Genomic DNA, 19,317 nt, shown 5'->3' on the forward strand with positions numbered 1-19,317 from the left:
CGCCGGCAACGACGGCATTTGGCAGACTCAAATGAACTGCAAGGCGGATAACTGAAGACCGCGTGGCAAACGGAAAACCAGCCGTAGCGTATATCGTCCAGGCGCTATTTTTTCCTTCAGCGCTACCGTGACGGTGCCGTTCGCGACATGGCAGTGGGCAATCGGTGCCGACGTGTCGTCCAGATAGACCTCGATCCGCCCCTCTCCGACCGCGCTGAACGACATATGTCCAGGCGGGCGATCGAATGCGACGTAACGGAACAAGGCCTCGTTCCCGTCGCCGACTATGGTCAGGACTTCCTGGCCGTCCGAATCGGGGCCGATCCAGGCGCCGCGATGTACTTCGCATGCGCGCCATGCGGGGATGGCTTCACCGATCTGGAACGGGGCGCCGGGGCCTTGCGAAGTCATCTTCGCTTCGACAATGGTGCCATCATCGCGAAACGTAATGGGTTCGATACACAGGCGGCGATGATATTCGCTCGCGCGCGAACTGCGGTGATAGAACACGTACCACTGCCCATTGATCTCTTCGATGGACCCGTGGTTGTTCCAGCACTTTGGATCGCATGCCGCGTTGTCGATCACGACGCCGCGGTGGGTGAAAGGCCCGAGCGGCGATGCCGAAGTCGCATAGCTCAAGGTCGTCGGCCGACCGCGTTCGACGCTCGCGTAGACATAGTAATAGACGTCGCCGCGTCTACGCATCGAGCTTCCCTCGTGGAAGTAGTGATCTGCGTCCGTGATGAGATTGCTTATCTCCGTGCCACGAATAAAGCCTGTCATTGACGAGTCCAGTTTGGCGCCGTGGGAAAAAAACTGGCCCCAGTAATAATATGCGCTGCCATCGCGGTCGACGAAGACCGATGGGTCGATGCCGCCACACGGCAGCTTGACCGGTTGATGGAATGGACCTTCGGGCCGATCGCTTACCGCGACACCCTCGCTCCCGTCGGCCATGCAGAAATACAGGTAGTAGCGCCCGCGATAATGGATCGCATCGGGCGCAAACAGCATGTCCGGGCGAAACGCCGGGGGTTTTACGTTCCTTTTCTTTTTTGCGTCCGCTATCATTTGGCGCATGAACGGTGTCGGCTTGCTCCAGTCGACCCCGGGGTAGATCGGCGCCTTGCCCACCCATGACACTTGCACGGACTTGAACGACACGCCGTGATCCGTCCAGTCGCGCAAGTTTGCAGTCGAAAACACGCGGTAGGCGTTACTGCAGTAGGTATCGTCGAGCTGGTCCCAGGACCCGTAGACATACAGTCGTCCGTCCGGCATGACGTGCCCCTCCGGATCGGGAATATGCATGTCCGGCGGTAGAACGGGATTGCGGCCTGTGTGCAGATCTGCGTTTTCGTTCGGCGATGCCCTGGACTGTGCGGGGAGCGCGGCAGCCAGGGTCCATATGCCGGCGGAAGCCAGCAGCGAACGGCGGATGGGATTTACTGCTGTCATATTGAATAAACCTCCGGTTTGACGGTGTATCTCAAACTTGATCGTCTGGCCCGTTCGGGCGCGATCCCGGCATCTGTCCGATGAATCGCGCCTTCAACGTCATCCGTTACCTCGCCGGCCACCCGTACTCACTCCGATGGAACCGGCGTTGCGTACGCGACTCGCTTTTTGACCGTGCGGTGAAAGCGTTTTTGCAACCACTGGAGGCCGTCATCCACGTACGTGAAGACGACCGGAATGACGAGCAGACTGAGGAAGGTCGACGTCAGAAGGCCGCCGATGACGCCGATCGCCATCGGCGAGCGGAAGCTCGGATCGGCGCCCAGTCCCAGGGCGATCGGCAGCATGCCGGCGCCCATTGCGATGGTCGTCATCAGGATCGGGCGTGCCCGTTTGTGGCAGGCGTCCATCAGGGCGTCGAATCGGCTCAGCTGGTGTTCTCTGCGCGCCATCACCGCATATTCCACGAGGAGGATCGAGTTTTTGGTGACGACACCCATCAGCATCAGGAATCCGATCACCGACGACAGCGAAAGGCTGTTGTGCGTGACCAGCAGTGCGATCAATGCACCGCCGATCGAAAGCGGCAGGGCGGCAAGGATGGTGACCGGCTGCAAAAAGTCATGGAACAGCAGGACCAGGATCACGTAGATGCACACGATGCCCGTCAAGATTGCGATACCGAAGTTGGAGAAAAGCTCAACCATCTGCTCGGCATCGCCGGCCTGCATCTGCCGGACACCGTTGGGCAAGGACTTCAGCGCCGGCAAGCGGTTTGCTTCATCCATGACTTCCCCGATGCTGCGCCCGTTCAGCGCCACCTTGATGGTCGTTTGCCGCATGCGGTCACGGCGATCGATCTGGCTCGGTCCGCTTCCCATCCGGATCGCCGCCACATTCGCCAGGGTGACCATGCCGTTGGCCCCGGGCACGCGGACCTGGCCGATTGCGTCGAGGTCCTCGCGGCTCGCGCCGGCGAGGCGGACACGGACATCGACCTGGCGCTCGGGCAGATTCAGCTTGTTCATGACCGCTGAGTAGTCGCCATAGGTAGCCATCCTGACGGCAGTCGCCAACGCATCGCTCGTTACCCCGAGGTCGGCCGCACGTGCGTAGTCGGGCCTGATCTGGATTTCCGGCCGTTGCAGGCTTGCGCCCGAGGTGACGGATCCGATCCCCGGCAGCGTACGCAGTTCACGCTCGACCGCCTTGCTCGCCGTGGCCAGTGCTTCGGCATTGTCGCTCGCGAGGACGACATCCAGCGTTTCGCCGGTGTTGTTGCCGCCTACGGTCACCCGTGCGCCCGGTAGCGACGCCAGTGCCTGGCGAATCTCGTCCTCGATGACCGATTGCTTGTAGCTGCGCTCCGCGCGCGGCGTGAGCGTCAGTATCATGCTGGCCGTCCCCGGGTCGCTGCCTGAAGCACTGTCTTTGCCGCCGCTCGCACTGACGGCGGCGCCCACGCTCGTGAACACGTGCCGCACATCCTTCACGGCCTTTAACCGTTCCAGGGCGAGGTCGGCGGCATGACGCGTCGCATCGAGCCGGCTGCCTGGCGCGAGTTCGATGTTTACCTGGGTCAGGCTTTGGTCCCCGGCCGGCACGAAGCCCGTGGGCATCAATGGTACGAGGGCGAGAGAAGCAAGGAAAAATCCGATGGCCGCGAGCGTCGTTGTCCGGCGGTGCGCCTGGCACCAGCGTGCGCAAGCCAGGTAGCGCACCATCAACCAGCCGTCGTGCTCTTCCGGATGGTCGCCTTTGAGCACATAGGCGGCCATCATGGGCGTCAGCAATCGCGCCACGAGCAAGGACGCAAGGACCGATACCGCCGCGGTCAGGCCGAACTGGCGGAAAAACATGCCGGCGAGACCGCTCATGAAGGCCGTAGGGAGAAACACGGCGACCAGCGCCAGCGTCGTCGCGACGACGGCCAGGCCGATCTCGTCGGAGGCGTCGAGTGCCGCCTGGATCGGGGACTTGCCCATTCTTAGGTGCCGCACGATGTTCTCCACCTCCACGATGGCATCGTCGACCAGAATGCCGATGACGAGCGCGAGGGCGAGAAGGGTCAACAAATTCAGGCTGAACCCGAGAAAATACATTGCCGCGAACGTCGGAATGATCGACAACGGCAGGGCCGCCGCGGAAACCAGCGTGGCGCGCCAGTCCCGCAGGAACCAGAACACGACCAGCACCGCAAGGACCGCGCCTTCGTAGAGCAGGTGCATCGAGGCCTCGTAGCTTTCCTCGATGGGCTGGACCTGGTCGTAGACCTGGGCGATCTTCATGTGCGGGTAGCGTGCCTGCAGTTGTGCCACGGCTTTTTCTACACCGTCCAGGATGGCAACCTCGCTCGCCCCCTTGCTACGGCTGATCTGGACGGCAACGGCCGGCTTGCCGTCCACCAGCGCGTAGGAAGTGCGCTCCGCGTGGGAGTCCCTGATGGTGGCGATCTGGTTCAGGTGCACGTGGCGGCCGTCGCCCAACGGGATGTCGAGTTGTCCGATCCCGGCAACCGTGCCGACCGCCCCCAGCGTACGCAGCGACTGGTTCTGGCCGCCGAGGCGCCCTTCGCCGCCGGACAAATCCGTTTGCACGGACTTCAGCTGCGCCGACACCGTGCTGGCGCCGATGCCCAGGCTGTCGAGCCGGGCCGGGTCCAGTTCGATGGCGACTTCCCGGGTAACGCCGCCGATCCGGGTGACTTCGCCCACGCCCGGCACGGCGCGCATCGCCTTGGCGACTTCGTTGTCGACGAACCAGGACAGCGATTCTTCCGCCACGCGGTCCGACTGCACGGTGTAAGTGACGATGGCGCCCGCACTGGTGACAACCTTGGCGACGGTAGGCTGCTGCATCTCCGCCGGAAGTTGCGCACGAACGCTGTCCACGACGTTGCGTACCTGATTCAGCGCTTCTTCGTCGTTCTTTTCGAGCTTGAACTGCGCGGCGATCGTGACGGTGCCGTCCGTGATCGTCGTCGTCACGTGCTCCAGGCCGGGCACCGTGGCGACCTTGTCCTCGAGCTTGCGGGCAACCTCGGTTTCCAGTTGGCTTGGCGCCGCCCCCTCCAGCACCGCGGTGACGTTGATGATGGGCATTTCCATGTCCGGCAGGTTTTGAATGCCGAGCTTCTTGAAACCGATGCACCCGGCAACGGTCAGGATGACGAACAGCAGGACCGCCGGGACAGGATTGCGAATCGACCATGCAGAAACGTTCATGCTTTGTCCTTGGAGACGCCGACACGCACTGCGTCGCCATCGTTGAGGAAGCTGCCGCCGCTGCGGACGACGGGCGCGCCGGGTGTCAGGCCGCCGACGATTTCGATCCGGTCATTCTGCATCCTGCCGGTGACGACTTCGCGCTGCATCACGGTCTGCTGCGTTGTGTTGACTTCGAACACGTAGCTTCGGCCGTCGCGCAGGGTAATTGCGCTGCTCGGCAGGACGGTCGCTGCGCGCTCGCCCAACAGGATCGTGCCGCTGGCGTAAGCCCCGGCGCGGGCCGTGCTTTCGTGCGGCAGATCGACATACGCGACGGCCGTGCGGGTCTTGGTATCGAGCGTGGGCGACAACTGACGGACGCGTCCGTTGGCGGTGGTGCCGTTCGGTAGCCTGACTTCGACTTTCTGGCCGATCCGAAGTTGCGCAAGTTGTCCGGCGTCGACGTCGGCCCGCCATTCGACGCGTTCGCGACGTACCAGCGTGAACAGCTTGGTGCCGCTGGCGACCACGGTCCCGAGCGTTGCCTCGCGGTCCGAAATGACGCCGTCGTCGGGCGCCGTAATGCGCGTCTGGCTCAGCCGTATCTTGGCGCTCTGCAGGTCGGCCTCGGCTGATTGCACTTTGGCGAGGGCGGTCTGCTGCGCGATCTCGTACTGTTCGATCTGCTGGCCCGACAGCGACCCGCTGGCGCGCACCGCGTCGCCGCGGCGAACATTGGATTCGGCTTGCCGCAATTCGGCCCGCGCAGCTGCCGCCGCGGCTTCGGCCTTGTGCACGTCCGCCTTGACCGTATCATTCGCGAGTTCGGCCAGCAGCTGGCCGCGCGCCACGCGCGTGCCGACGTCCGCATGCAGGGCGGTGATGCGCAGGCCGCCCGTTTCGGCACTGACGATCGCCTCCTGCCATGCCGCCAGCGGGCCGCTGACCGACAGGGTGACAGGCCAGGTGACTTGCGTCGGACGTATCGTCTCGACGGCAATGCCGCTCTTTGCGTGGAATGCGCCCTGGGCCTGCGCCGGATGCGACGCGGCCATCAACCCCGCCGCGCCGGCAATGGCCGTGGTCACGGCGAGGGCGATCAGTGCGGTGTGCTTTTTACGAATCATTGCGAAACTCCTGCTACGGTCATGTTGTCAGTCCTTTGCCAGCCGCCACCAAGTGCCTTGTACAGCGCAATGCCGTCGAGGACGCGGTCGCGTCGTGTCGAAATGTCTGCCTGCTCGGCCTGTAATGCGTTCCGGCGGGCTTCTTCGAGGGACAGCAGGTTGATGCCGCCTGCTGTCCAGTTTCTCTCGGCGGCGTCGAAATAGCGTCGATAGCCCGCCGCGGCATTCGCGATGTCCTCACTTCGCCGGGTGGCGGCATCCAGCCGGACGAGGGCTTGTTCAGCTTCCCTGACCGCGGTTCGGACGCGCCCCCGATAGTTCGCCAACGCCGTTTGGTAGCCCGCGCGCGCCGACGCGACCTGGGCGCGCAGCCTGCCGCCGTCGAACAGTGGCAACGACAGCGAAGGGCCGAAGGACCAGGGGGCGGTGGAAACGCCGCTGCCCTGTGTGTCGCTGTGCGAGACCGAGATCGAGCCCAGGAGCGAAAGGCGAGGGTAACGGTTGGCCTCGGCCACCCCGATATCCGCGCTCGCCGCCGCAAGGCTGCGCTCCGCGGCCACCAGGTCCGGACGTTGGCTCAGCAACTGAACGGGCACGCTCCGGATATCGAGTTCAGGGGGCATCGGTATGGCCGGCCGGTCTTTGGCCAGCGTCTGGCGCAGGCCGGGTTCGTCGATGCCGGTGAGCGCAACCAGGGCCTTGATGCCGAGGTCGCATTCGGCCCGCTGCGCGCGCAGACTCGCCTGCGCATTGGCGACGCCCGCGGCGGCCAGCGTCGATTCGGCCGGCGCCATCAGTTCCTGATCGACCGCGGCCTTCGTGCTGTCCGCGGTTTTGCGCAGCGACGCCAGATTGCGTTGCTGGAGTTGCAGCAGTACCTGGCAAGCACGGAAGTTAATGTATTCGCTGCCGACCTCGGCGGCGAGAGAGATACGTGCGTCGTGCCATTCCGCTTGACGCGCCTGCAGCCTGGCCATCGCGGCCTGTTCGCTGCGCCGTATCGATCCGAACAGATCCACCTCCCAACTCGCGTCGAGGCCGCCAGATCGGGTCGTGGCGCTCGCGGGCAGGCTGGTCGAGCCGGCCGGCAGGTTGGGGTTGTCGAGCCGGGACGTCCCGCTACGGGTCAGCCCCGCGCCAGCGCTGGCTTTGGGCAACAGATCTGCTGCGGCCTGTTCGCGGCTCGCCCTCGCTGCCGCGATGGCGCCGGCCGCCTGGCCGAGCGTCGGACTCTCGCTTTCCGCCGAGCGCAGCAACAGGTCGAGTGCCGGATCATTGAATCCGGCCCACCAGTGAAGAAGATTGGTCGTGCTGCCCTCGTGCGGCAGCGCCGCATGCCAATCGGCAGGGACCTTCAATGACGGCGGCACGTAGTCCGGCCCGACCGTTGCACAACCTGCCAGACACATGAGGGCCGAGGCGCCACCCGCCAGCACCAGGCTTCGGACAAGCTTACTGTAGAGGAAATCTTTCATAGGAACGACACGGAACCTTCATGCAATGGATAACTAAACCAATCGGTATAATTATGCGATTGACTTTGGAAGCGCGTCAAGCAATACTGTACTTATTGGTTTAGAAAAGATTGGAGCCACATGAGAGTGCGAACGGAAGCCAAGCGCGAGTTAATCCTGAAGACCGCAGGCACCGCATTCATGGAGTTGGGCTATGAAGGAACGTCGATGGCGGAGATCGCTGCGCGTGTCGACTGCTCGAAGGCGACGCTTTACGGCTATTTCGCATCGAAGGAGGAACTGTTCCTTGGCGTGATCGCCCACGGTGTGGGAAGCGCCGTGGACCCCTTGCTGGACGAGTTGTTCGCGTCTGCCGGGGATGCGCCTGAAACGGTATTGCGGCGCTTTGGCGAACGTTATCTCGTCGTCACGCTGGCGCCGGACGCGATCGCCATGAAGCGGCTGATCATCGCCCAGATGAGTGATCCGGAGCTCGCCAGAAGATTCTGGGAGCTCGGGCCACGGCGTTACCTGGATGCGCTCGAAAAGTACATGGTCGCCGCGACCGGCGCGGGGCGGCTCGACGTCGACGATCCGAAGCTCGCGGCGCAGCAACTGGCTGCGCTCTACGATGCGGAAACGAGCAGTGGCGGGCTCTTTGCAGGAGGCCAGACGTTCACCCGTGAATACATTACACGGATCGTGACGTATGCGGTTCGCGCCTTCTTGCGAATGTATGGTTCGCGTTAGATCCCGGGCACAGGTCGTCCCGGTACCGCCTGTTCCGCCTTCGGCCGGCGGCGATCGCCGCCGCCGGTGCAGCGCCCATCTTCGTGGGCCCGCTCAATGCGCCATTTCGATCAGCCGACGCCCTTGCAGCCAGGTGCGTAACAGCCCGGGCCAGACGCTGAGCGCCGCGTTGCTCCCGCCCAGTCCCAGCCCGTGCCGGCCTTCGGCAAAGATGTGCATCTCTGCCGGCACGTCGGCCTTGCGCAGCGCCTCATAAAAGCGAATCGCATTGGATGGGTCGACCACCTCGTCGGTGCTCGTATGGAAAATGAAAGTGGGCGGCGTATCGCGCCGCACGTTGCGGATCGGTGCGAGCGCCCGCAGCGTCGCCGCATCAGGGTGGGGCCCCGCGACGTCCATGTCCGTTCCCATGCTGTCCAGATCGGTGACGGCATAACCCAATACGGCGAAATCCGGGCGGCTGCTTTCTCGATCGATCGGGTCGACGGCGTTCGGATCGCCGGCGTCGAACAGGGTCTCGGCCATTGCGGTCAAATGGCCGCCGGCCGAAAAGCCGATCATGCCGATACGGTGCGGATCGACGCCATAGTCAGCCGCATGTGCGCGCACCCATCGGATGGCTCGTTGTGCGTCCAGGAGCTGGGATGGATAACGATAGCCGAATGGCGTCAGCCGATAGGTGAGCACAAAGGCCGTCACGCCCTGGGCGGCGAACCAGTCCGCGACTTGTCGCCCCTCGAGTCCAGTCGCAAGCCCCTTGTAGCCGCCGCCAGGCGCAACGATCACGGCGGTGCCGAACGAGGGCACGCCATCGGTGCCGACGATCGTAAGTGTCGGCACGTCCTGGGGGCGATCGCCGGTCGCGCCGGGCGCGCGGCCTTCCCAGAGGCGGACGGTGCGCAAGTCGAGCGCGATGCGCGGATCCGCCATCGCCGCGATCGGACGCGGTGAGCTAGCCGAGGCGACTGCACCAGGGGTGCGCGCCAGTTCGGCGTCGATGTCGCGAAGCTTGTCCGGGGTCAGCAGCGTCGGCATGTATCGGGCCAGCGAGCGCAGACTAAGCGAATTCGCCTGAGAAATCTCCGGGCTTTTGACCAGGATCGGCAGTTGTCGAGCGAGCACCGAGCGTGCGGGCACGTTGCCGAGCAGTTCGCCGACGGTGGCATCCACGGTGAGCGGGCCGGTGCGCGGCGCGACATGCTCCGGCGCGGCCATGACGGATGTGCTCACGGCTGCGGAAGCGATGAACAGCGCGACCCCGGCGCTTTTCGTCACGGCGATGGCCGCGGCGAGAAGCGCCGCATGGGTGCCACGGCGCGCAGATGTCGTTCCCGCTTGCGGTGGCGTGTAAATGCGATTTCGTCGAAGAGACTTCAGATTCATCTCGGAATGGTCGAATAAGCGGGCGATGGTTCGCCGCTGAGGTTAAAACATGGCCCAGGCTGTCATGTACGACGGACATGGCCGCAGTGCCTCACTCCTTGCTGGCTCATATCGGTCGCCGCGCATCGTTGCCGCTACCATGTCCAGATAACGTCGCCGGCCATGCCGGCCGGCGACCGTTGGCGCCTGACGTCAGCCGTCAAAGTGGTACCGCAACGTGACGCCGACCTTGCGTTCTTCCGGCGCACGCATGTATCGATAACCGCCGCGCAGGTCGCCCTGGTAGATGACGAAGCTGCCGCGATCAAGCGAACGATCGAAGATGTTCTGGCTCCACAGGCTCAGTTCCCATCGCTGTTCCGGATCCCTGACGCCGACATAAACGTCGACAGGTGTGAACGACGCGATATCTCTGTTCAGGATCTGATTACGACCCGGCGCGGCATAACGCATCAGGCCACGTACGAACCCTTCCATATTCCCGATGCCTCGTGCGTACTCGGACTGCAATGTCATGCTGAGCTTTCCGGCTTCATTGCCATTGCCATCGGCTAGCGGACGGCTACTGCGGCACAACGAAATCTGTCGTCCGGGCTGCACAGATGTGGCGTCAATATCCGGAATGCCGTCGTTATTGCTGTCGTTGCAGTAGAGCATGGCATTCTTGTAATGCGCATTGACATAGCTGACCGAAAGCTGCGCGCGCCATTCCGGCAGAATCCGCCAAATTGCCGTGGCTTCCGCACCTCTTGCGATGACGTCGCCATTGGTGTTGAGGTTGATTGCGCCGGTGCCGGCGTCGGACGGGTAGGTGCCTCCGGGGCCAGGACCTGCCGGTTCGCCTTGCACTGCGGCGGTTCTTACGTAGATGCCGTTGGCGCGTGCGATATAGTCCTTCATATTTTGCTGAAAAATATCGGCGTTCAACGTCAACGTGTGGCCGAGGAGCGCGGACTTGATGCCGAGTTCGATCGAGTTCGTCTTTTCGGGCTTGTAGGCGATGTAGCGCGCGTCGAGTCCGGGGGCCGTGACAAATCCCACGGCGCCACCGGCGCGATAGCCACCGGCATAGCTGGCGTAAGCCATGACATCTTTTGTAAAACTGTGCTTGTAGCTCGCCGAACCGGTCCAGTGTTTCGTATCGAGATTCGCCATGTCCTCCGGTAACGACGCGGTGACAGCGCCGAAAACGTTGAGGAACTGCTGGGAGTAGGACTGATTTTTCTGCAGCCGCAAGCCAACCTCGAGGTCGTCTTTTTTGCTCAGTGCAAAGCGGTGGTCGGTGAAGACGGCGGTATCGCGACTATAGCTGTTCGGCGAACTATATCCTTCGATCGTGACCGTCATCGGTGCCGCATATGGCGCGGGATAAAAGTACGCAAATGGCTGGGTGAAATGCGAAGGGCCGTCGTTCTTGGCATAGTAGGCGCCGACCATGTAATTCCAGAAACCGTTGTCAGTCGATTCGAAACGCAGTTCGTGGGTGACCTGCCTGGTACTGATTTCCACAAGCTGTTGATAGCTGAAGCCCGCAATGACATTGGTGATGTCGAGGTCACGATCGTCCGTCTCTTTGCTTTGCTGGAATCCGCCGATATAGCTCAGCTTGTGGGAGCCGAGATTCCAGGACAGGTTCAGCGACGTCAGTTTTGCGCGGTTATGGAATTGATAATTTCCCTCGGTTACCGAACTCCGGTCGGCAGCGGTCAGTGCCGGACCGTTCGCCTGTCCGGGCACGGGCGCGCCTATCGTTACGGGATAATTCAGGTTGTTATCGCTAAGATCCTGGTGAACCAGTTGAAGCTCGAGGTTTTCGGATGGGCGATAGAGGACCGATACGCGACCGCCGCGTGCGCGGTCGATATTGTCCTTGCCGTTCACCACATTGTGCACGTCGTTCGAGTTGCGGTCGTACACGCCGGCGACACGAATGGCAAGTTTGCCCTTGATTAAGGGAACGTTGACGGCAGCCTGTGTGTTCCACAAGTCATGCGTTCCCCATGTCTGGCTCACCATTCCTTCGACAGAGTCGACGTTCGGCAGTTGGGTTGCGACGGTAATCGCACCGGCAGGCGAGGTCTGGCCCCGCAACGTTCCTTGCGGCCCGCGTAGCACTTCGATTCTGCCGATATCGAAAAGACTGCGGAAGGCATCCGAGGTGGCGATCGGCGTTTCGTTCCAATATACCTGTACGGTCGGGCTTGCCCCCGTATCAGGATCAAATGACACACCGCGTAACGAGACGTTTTGACCCCTGCCGTCCGCCGGGTCCAGGACCAGGCCGGGGCTCAACTTCTCGACGTCAGCGAATTGGTTAACGTTCATTTTCTGGAGCGCCGATGCCGTCACGGCATCCACCGACATCGCCACGGACTGGATGCTTTCTCTGCGCTTGGACGCAGTGATGACAACTTCCTGGATGTCGCCGGGTTTTGCTACGACTTCCTGCGCCTTGATCGGAAACGCGACAGCCAGGGCAGCTGCGCAGAGGGATAACTTGATTCCGGAGTTGTGACTGAAACCGCTGAACCTGTTCATGACGCTATATCTCCAATTCAGACATTATCAGTTGACATGTGGATTATTCGGCCAACTGTGCGTGTCTTTTTATATATTGCGGTGCTGTACGAAGCCGCCAGCGGATCTGGCGACGAAAATACAACCACCCCGTTTGCTGCAGATTATTTTGTGGTGCTGTTTTCGTTTGCCGGCGTATGCGGCGTATTTGCCGGGAGTTTGGCCAGGTCGGCATCCAGTGCCGCCAATACCTGATCGCTAAAATCATCGGGCGCATACTGTTGCAGCGAGCGTAATGACATACTGCGCGCCAGCTCGATTTGGTCATCCTGTGCGAGCGCGGGAATATGTTTTATAAGGACTGCCTTTGCGGCGGGATTGTCGAGGATCTCTCCAACCGTCGAGTCGCTTGACAGTTTCGCTTGTGCCGGTGCCGCGGAGGCGGGTGGATTTTTCTCCGAATTGGAAGTCTGGGCCGATGTGTGGCCCATTACCAAGCTGCCAGCAATAATGATCGCTGCGCCGAATTTAACGCTTACCATTTCTGTCTCCGTTCGTGGATTTATGAGTCTGCGCGGAGATGGCGAACCAGTCGAATTGGTCTATTTATCTCTGCTGCAATGCTACAGCTCAAGTAAAACGGACTGGCCATTCGGTGTCAATATGCGAATCGTAGGCCATTCAGAAATGGCGTAAATAATCACTGGTTTGCAAAAAAAGCGTGGATAAATCGGATAAACGTCACACCAATGGGAACGGCTGTTGCAGAAATGCCAGAGGTCGCGACATTGTTCACATTTAAGTGCGGAGATAACGGTGGACGTCAGCGCGGACGCCTGCCCGAGACATTGATCTGGCGTAAAGCCGGGATGCAGAGATGATGAATCGGCATCCACGGACGCCGATAATATGAAGCGTGCGCGTTTGCCGTTGATTCAACCGGATCGATATGCTTCCGGCGCTACCTGGATGGACTGCCCTGATTGCTCAGGTATACCGGCGTGCGTGGTCGATGCGGCGGGTTCAGCGCCCACGTGGCAATCCTGATTTCTGCGCGTCGATCCGAGGTTATTACTCCGGTGAACGATGTCAATTAACGTTGGACGGCGTCATGCCGCGCCGCATACGCTCGGCCTCCACCATCGCAAGCGCAAAGGCCGTGAGGCGTGTGATCCAAGTTTCGACCGCGTTGGGAACATCGAACAGAGCGGGCGTAGTCTGCTGCATTTCGTCGTGACCGATGTAGGCGTGGACAATCAGGGCCCAAATCGAATACGCAAGCCTTTCGATTTCGACGTCTGGCGGGCAGACCCCGAGTTCGAGCGCAAGCAGATCGACCAAACGACGCTGCATCAGTTTGCGGGTCGCATCTTCATCGTCGAGCATTCCGGTCGGCTCGAAGACTTCCCGCAAGCGCAAACGAACGCTCTGCAGTGCGGCCTTCCCTTGTCCGAGTGGTGTCAGATAAAGTTCCATGTAGCGCGAAAGCGCGGTCTTGAATTCGAGATCCGTGACATCCGGAGGCAAAATATCCTTGCCTTCGCCTTTGCCATGGAGAGGTTCGAACAATACTGTACGGTAGAGGCCGGCCTTATCACCAAAGTAATATGCGATCGAAGCGACGTTGACATCCGCGGCCTGGGCGATGTCCCTGACCGACGTACCGTTGAACCCCTTTTCGACGAACAGGCGCAGGGCGACGTCCAGTATTCGCGCACGCGCCTGAGCGCCGTCGGTACGCGGCTTACGTTTGTTGGAAAGCGATTCATTGTCGGTGTTCATGAGTGCGGACGTGCGCCTGGAGGATCTGGTTTGGAAGACCGTTTTGCGTCGGAGAGCGCATTATGCCAAAAAACCGGATTTTCGGCCGATCGTCGGGGCGCAGACATTCGCGACTGAACCGTGCCTCCCGCCAAACCCGGGATCAATGAGCCGGCGTAAGCCGACCGAATTCCGGCACGTCCATCGTGTATTGGCGATTGAGTGACGAGTTGTAGCCGTGCGCCCGTTCTTCGTTTGCCTGCACCGTTATGACCTTTATGCCGTGTTGTTCCAGGATATTTACTGCGGTTTCGGAAACGTCCGTATCGGTGATTACGCAGGAAACGCGCTCGAGACCGCAAAGTATCAAGCCAGCTTTACGCGTAAATTTCGAACTGTCGGCCAAGACAACCAATTCTTCCGCCTGGTTGATCAGACGCTGTTCGGCCTGAATCAACAGTGGATCTGATTCCATTAAGCCTAGTGTGGAAAGCCCCTGTACGCTCATGAACATCTTGGATGCGTAGTGACTCTGGGTAATATCGTTATCAAAAGGGGACAGGATGACATTCTGTTCGCGATAGACCCGGCCGCCGGGTATGAAGATTTCGTTCTCGCTTGAAACCTGTAATTTTTGGGCCATGAGAAAGGAATTGGTCAGCACCGTCATGCGTCGATCGGCGAGAAAATCGGCCATCATGAAGGTGGTTGTGCCACCATTAATGATGATTGTTTCACCGTCGGTACACATCGACGCTGCCTGCCGCGCAATTGCCCGCTTGCTAGTCGCGTGGCATTGCAGCGCATTCTGAAAAGTTTCACCCGATAGCGGGTGTTGCATCCTGAGCGATGGATTTTGTGCGCCGCCTTTCATTTTGACGAGCAGGCTGCGCTCCGCCAACCAATCGATGTCGCGGCGGACTGTCGCTGGAGATGCGTCTAGCAAAACAGATAGTTGCTTGATGGTTAATTTTTCACACTCGATAACCATTTTTAACAGTTCTTTACGGCGCTTGTGGCTGACCATTTTTGTCTCCTTACTTGCCCGTCGTTTTTGGAATAGTTGGGTAGTCAGGTGGAGATTAAACAAGCGTTTAACTTACGTCAATCATCGGTCTAATCAAAAATTTGATTATTCCAAACTGATATTTCAGTTTGCCGATCACTCGTCGCAAGCCGATGATTATTTCGCTGCTTGTTAACCATCGGAAGCCGAAGCGTTCGACACTGGCAGAGGTCCTCATTCGCACGATGCCGAGGCTGCGGCCGCACCTTTGGATGTACGCCTGGCAGATCGAACGGCAGCGAATCAATGTAAAACCGGAGAATTTGATCAATTACACAATCAGAGTAAAAATGGCGTAAAAGAAAACATTTTTCACAGGAATGATTGACTTGACGCCACGGTTATCCAACTGATTTTCTGCTGTGTTTTTTCAAATTGGTCGGGCCAATCTGAGTGTTTCCTGTTCGGATAGCGGCCATGCATTAACAAGATCCGCGTAGTCGCCACCGGCGGTTCCCAACCACGGCGGGATGATGGACCAGTTACTTGACTACACTTTCTATTTAACGTTCGTGCGACGGCGTTGCACGCTGTGGCACGTCGACGCCAACTGTAATTATTAGCGCAAGGACAATCGTGGCAAATTTTTCTCCAACCCTGGACGTGAGCGGAACTCCCGACGTAGCCGACAAGAATAACGGCGCGCTCGTGATCATTACGATTCTTTTCTTCATGTGGGGATTGCTGACCTCACTGAACGATGTCCTGATCCCGCATCTCAAGGCGGTATATACCTTGACCTATGTCCAGGCGATGCTCGTGCAGTTTTGCTTTTTCGGCGCTTATTTTCTGGTATCGATCCCGGCCGGGATGCTCATCAAGCGTATCGGCTATCAATCGGGCGTCGTGACGGGACTCGTCATCGCGGCGCTGGGATGCCTGTTGTTTTACCCGGCCTCCACCAGCGGCTACGGGATGTTCCTGTTCGCTTTTTTCGTTCTGGCGGCAGGCATTACCGTACTGCAGGTGGCGGCGAACCCGTATGTCACTGTCCTTGGGAGTCCGGCAACCGCATCGAGCCGGCTCACGCTGACGCAAGCCTTTAACTCACTCGGTACGACGGTCGCACCGGCGTTGGGCGGCATGCTGATCCTCTCCGGCGCGACGCCTGCGGCCGCCGACCTCGTACGTCTGTCGGAAGCCGAACAGTTGGCATACCGCGTAAACGAGGCCGCGGCGGTGCAGGGACCCTATCTGGCGCTGGGCGCCGCATTGTTCGCGCTCGCCCTGTTTTTCGCGCTCGCAAAGTTGCCACGAATTGCGCGGCGCGTCCCGGACAGCGCTGGCGCCACGGGGTCGCTATTCGTTCATCGGCACCTGGTACTTGGGGCAGTCGGTATCTTCGCCTACGTGGGCGGGGAGGTCAGCATCGGTAGTTTCCTGATCAACTTCATGGGCGATGGGCGAATCGCGGGTCTGAACCCCGCGGAGGCGGCGCCCTATGTCAGCTATTACTGGGGCGGCGCCATGCTGGGCCGATTTATCGGGTTTGGCGTGATGCGCCGTGTCAGCCCGGGGCGGGCGCTGGCATTCAACGCCGTCTGTTCGATGACGCTGATTCTTGCCGCGATCGCCGGCCACGGTCACCTCGCGATGTGGGCACTGCTTGCTGTCGGCCTGTGCAACTCGATCATGTTCCCGACCGTTTTCAGCATGGCGCTGCACAAGTTGGGGCCTGCGACCGGCCAGGGGTCCGGGCTGCTCTGTATGGCGATCGTAGGTGGGGCCGTCCTGCCATTCGTTCAGGGCCTGTTGGCCGATTTCGCCGGCGTGCAGCTGTCGTTCCTGGTGCCTGCGGGCTGCTATCTGTTCATCCTTTATTTCGGGCTGAAGTATGCCAACCTGTATGCCGACAAAACCGGAGAGGCTTGACGCGCCGACCGGCCGTTCCACCACGTTGGCGCGGGTTTGGCAAGCCGGCCCCGCCGCGTATTCTTGCCGACCAGCGTAACGTCGCGCGTGGTCGCCGGATGCCTCTGCAGGTCACGAGGCGGCCGGGAAGACGCTGTGTTGGTCGCCATAAAAAGCAACGAGCGGCCATATGAAGCCGCTCGGGTCGGGGCACGACAGGACGGTTATCGATCGAGCGCGCCGAGCCAGCGCGCCCGGTAGGCGCTGAACCCCGCCGGGGCCTGTGCGACAATCGATGAGGCGCTTCCCGGCGGCAGCGCGTTCCGGTAGCGCAGCATCCAGCCGCCGCACGTGGTGCCGCTCGCATCGTCCGAATACGACACGGGCTGCCGCGGCCGCAGCGCCGCCAGCAGGGGCCCGAACCACGGGTTCGCCGTGAAGCTGCCTTCGACCGCGAGCGGCCCCGCGGCGCCCAGCGCATCGAGACAGTAATCCGTCATCAGCACGCAGTACAGCGTGGCCAGCGCATAGCGTTCGCGCGCGTCGACCGGCGGCGGGCCGTCGATGGTGCCCGCGCGGCCGGCGAACGGACCGCCCGTCGCCGCGAAGCAGGGCAGCGCCAGCGTGCCCTGCGCGACGAGGCGTTCGATGTCGTCGAAGCCGCACGGCACGGGTGCCGCGCCGGCGAGCTCGCCGAATTCGCGCCCGCCCATGAAGCGCATGCAGGCCACGGGCCGGCCCAGCGCGTTCGTGTTGGCCAGCATGTCGGCCTGCTCGCGCAAGCCGGCAAGGGGCGCGCCGAATGCGGCGGCGATCAGCCACGTGCCGGTCGACAGCACGGTGCCCGTCTCGTTGCCGAGGTAGCGCAGCAGCGACGCGTTGCTGTCGTGGATGCCGCACAAGACCTCGCAGTCGGCCGGCAGCCCGGTGGCGGCCGCGATGTCGGGACGGAGCCGGCCGAGCGCCGCATGCGCCGGCGCCAGCGGCGGCATCAAGGCCGTCCAGCCCATGCGCTCGACGAGGCTCGAATACGTTTGCTGACGCGGATTCCACAGGTCGGTGTGGCAGCCGAGCGACGTCGCTTCCGACGCGGCCGTGCCGCACAGGCGCCAGGCCCAGTACTGCGGATACATGAGGATGTGGCGCGCGCGCCCGAATTCGGCCGGGAAGCGGGCCTGCAGCCACGCGAGCTGGCGGCCCAGGTTCAGGCCCGCCGGCAGGCCGGGCGACAGCGTCTCGTCATACGGCGGCCGCAGCGCGGCGTAGTCCAGGCCCGGCAGCGCCGCCTCGTAGTCGAGCACGGGCAGCACGAGGCCGTCGTCGTCGACCAGCGCGGCCGTCGCGCCGTGCGTGACCGGCACGATGGCCGAGACGTGCGCCAGCGTCGCGAAGTCGCGGCACGCGGCCAGCATCCAGTCCCACAGGCCGTCGGTGTCGTGGTGGGCGTAAGGTCCGTCCGCCAGCACGGCGTTCGGCCGGCGCCGTTCGGCGAGGACGGTGCCGTACGCGTCGATCAGTGCCAGCTTGGCGTTGGTCTTGCCGATGTCGAGGACGAGCAGGGCGTCGTGCATGGCGCTCATCGCGCGCGCCGCATGCGCAGCAGTTTCGGCAGCGCGATCGTCACCAGCAGCAGCACGCCGACGACGATCGTCATGTAGATGCCGGGGATGTTGGCGAGCGACAGTCCGTACGTGACGGTGCCCATCGTGAGCACGGCCAGCATCACGCCCGCGATCGTGCCGGCGCCGCCGGCGATGGACACGCCGCCGAGGATCACCATCGTGATCACTTCCAGCTCCCAGCCGGTGGCGATGTTCGGGCGCGTGCTGCCGATGCGGCCCGTCAGCAGGAAGGCGGCCAGGCCGGCCATCGCGCCGGTCAGCATGAACAGCGCGAGGCGGTAGCGGTCGACGGCGATGCCGGAAAAGCGCGCCGCTTCCGGGTTGTTGCCGATGGCGTAGATGCGGCGGCCCCAGCTCGTCGTGTGCAGCAGCACGGCGAACAGCGCGGCGCACACGAGCAGCACGACGAATTCGCGCGGCACGATGCCGAAGAAGTAACCCTGGCCCCAGTCGGCCATCAATTGCGGATAGCCGGTGAACGCCTTGTCGCCGAGGACGACGCTGGCGAGGCCGCGGAACAGCGACACCGTGCCGATGGTGACGACGATCGACGGCAGCGCGAAGCGCGTGACGAGCACGCCGTTCAGGAAGCCGCATGCCGTGCCCGTGGCCAGCGCGACGAGTGCCAGGCTTGCGGGCGGGAAGCCGGCGCCTTGCGCGAGACCCATCGCGACCGACGACAGCGCGAGCGTGCCGGCGACGGAGATGTCGATCTCGCGGCAGATGATCAACAGCGCCATCGGCAGCGCGATCAGCGCCTTTTCGCTGAAGTTCTGGGTGCCGTCCAGCAGGTTGTACAGGTCGAGGAAGTTCGGCAGCGCGATGCTGTCGACGACGAACACGGCGACGAACAGCATCGCCAGCAGGCTTTCCCAGCGCCCAAGGAGGGTCTTCAGGCGCGGCGTTTCGCGGTCGAGGATCGTGTAGCGCGAGGTCGCGGCCGGGGTTTTTTCAGTTTGCATCGTGGTGGTCGGGTTCACGCGGCACTCCGGTGGGTTGGGGCGGCGGTGCCGTGCAGCGGCAGGATCTGGCGGCTGCGGCGGCCGGCGCCGCGGGCGTTGATCAGGACGGCGACGAGGATGACGAGGCCCGTGAGGGCGCTCTGCCAGAACGGCGACA

13 protein-coding genes are annotated in these 19,317 nt (G+C 62.0%); 2 read left to right on the forward strand and 11 right to left on the reverse strand.

Annotated features, from left to right (window positions below):
- Nucleotides 1-27: 27 nt before the first annotated feature.
- From U9J41_RS27360 to U9J41_RS27375, 4 genes are all read right to left on the reverse strand, one after another.
- Entirely contained in the window at nt 28-1,461 is a 1,434-nt protein-coding gene (locus tag U9J41_RS27360) for a family 43 glycosylhydrolase (protein WP_322405326.1), read from the reverse strand.
- Nucleotides 1,462-1,589: 128 nt separating this feature from the next.
- A complete protein-coding gene (locus U9J41_RS27365) occupies nt 1,590-4,685 on the reverse strand; it encodes an efflux RND transporter permease subunit (RefSeq protein ID WP_322405327.1) in 3,096 nt (1,031 codons plus the stop codon).
- On the reverse strand, nt 4,682-5,794 hold the full coding sequence (locus U9J41_RS27370) for an efflux RND transporter periplasmic adaptor subunit (RefSeq protein WP_322405328.1): 1,113 nt from the start codon (nt 5,792-5,794) through the stop codon (nt 4,682-4,684). The genes U9J41_RS27365 and U9J41_RS27370 overlap by 4 nt, the downstream gene beginning before the upstream one ends.
- Entirely contained in the window at nt 5,791-7,269 is a 1,479-nt protein-coding gene (locus U9J41_RS27375; protein WP_322405329.1) for an efflux transporter outer membrane subunit, read from the reverse strand. The genes U9J41_RS27370 and U9J41_RS27375 overlap by 4 nt, the downstream gene beginning before the upstream one ends.
- A gap of 120 nt (nt 7,270-7,389) precedes the next feature.
- On the opposite strand from U9J41_RS27375, the gene U9J41_RS27380 reads away from it, so the two are divergent.
- Nucleotides 7,390-7,998 (forward strand): TetR/AcrR family transcriptional regulator, encoded by a 609-nt coding sequence (locus U9J41_RS27380; RefSeq protein WP_322405330.1) that lies wholly within the window; start codon nt 7,390-7,392, stop codon nt 7,996-7,998.
- A gap of 93 nt (nt 7,999-8,091) precedes the next feature.
- Here the strand turns inward: U9J41_RS27380 and U9J41_RS27385 are convergent, their stop codons facing one another.
- The 5 genes from U9J41_RS27385 to U9J41_RS27405 all read right to left on the reverse strand — a co-directional run bounded on the left by U9J41_RS27385 (nt 8,092) and on the right by U9J41_RS27405 (nt 14,686).
- Nucleotides 8,092-9,381 (reverse strand): alpha/beta hydrolase, encoded by a 1,290-nt coding sequence (locus tag U9J41_RS27385; RefSeq protein WP_322405331.1) that lies wholly within the window; start codon nt 9,379-9,381, stop codon nt 8,092-8,094.
- A gap of 192 nt (nt 9,382-9,573) precedes the next feature.
- Nucleotides 9,574-11,919, reverse strand: a complete 2,346-nt coding sequence (locus U9J41_RS27390; RefSeq protein WP_322405332.1) for a TonB-dependent receptor — start codon at nt 11,917-11,919, stop codon at nt 9,574-9,576.
- A gap of 143 nt (nt 11,920-12,062) precedes the next feature.
- Nucleotides 12,063-12,440, reverse strand: coding sequence for a hypothetical protein (locus tag U9J41_RS27395; protein ID WP_322405333.1), 378 nt, complete (start codon nt 12,438-12,440; stop codon nt 12,063-12,065).
- A 547-nt stretch (nt 12,441-12,987) separates the two neighbouring features.
- Nucleotides 12,988-13,680, reverse strand: coding sequence for a TetR/AcrR family transcriptional regulator (locus U9J41_RS27400; protein WP_322405334.1), 693 nt, complete (start codon nt 13,678-13,680; stop codon nt 12,988-12,990).
- 142 nt (nt 13,681-13,822) lie between these two features.
- Nucleotides 13,823-14,686 carry a DeoR/GlpR family DNA-binding transcription regulator gene (locus tag U9J41_RS27405; RefSeq protein WP_322405335.1) on the reverse strand — a complete coding sequence of 288 codons (864 nt, stop codon included), beginning with the start codon at nt 14,684-14,686 and terminating at the stop codon, nt 13,823-13,825.
- A gap of 615 nt (nt 14,687-15,301) precedes the next feature.
- Between U9J41_RS27405 and U9J41_RS27410 the strand changes: the two genes are divergently transcribed.
- Entirely contained in the window at nt 15,302-16,597 is a 1,296-nt protein-coding gene (locus U9J41_RS27410) for a sugar MFS transporter (RefSeq protein ID WP_425261215.1), read from the forward strand.
- 203 nt (nt 16,598-16,800) lie between these two features.
- Here the strand turns inward: U9J41_RS27410 and U9J41_RS27415 are convergent, their stop codons facing one another.
- Together U9J41_RS27415 and U9J41_RS27420 are read right to left on the reverse strand one after the other, a co-directional pair.
- Nucleotides 16,801-18,156 carry an FGGY-family carbohydrate kinase gene (locus U9J41_RS27415; RefSeq protein ID WP_322405336.1) on the reverse strand — a complete coding sequence of 452 codons (1,356 nt, stop codon included), beginning with the start codon at nt 18,154-18,156 and terminating at the stop codon, nt 16,801-16,803.
- A complete protein-coding gene (locus U9J41_RS27420) occupies nt 18,153-19,178 on the reverse strand; it encodes an ABC transporter permease (RefSeq protein WP_425261218.1) in 1,026 nt (341 codons plus the stop codon). Before U9J41_RS27420 ends, U9J41_RS27415 begins: the two co-directional genes overlap by 4 nt.
- Nucleotides 19,179-19,317: the final 139 nt, after the last annotated feature.

The sequence above is a fragment of the Massilia luteola genome, from assembly GCF_034420155.1.
Taxonomy (GTDB): Bacteria; Pseudomonadota; Gammaproteobacteria; order Burkholderiales; family Burkholderiaceae_D; genus Telluria; species Telluria luteola.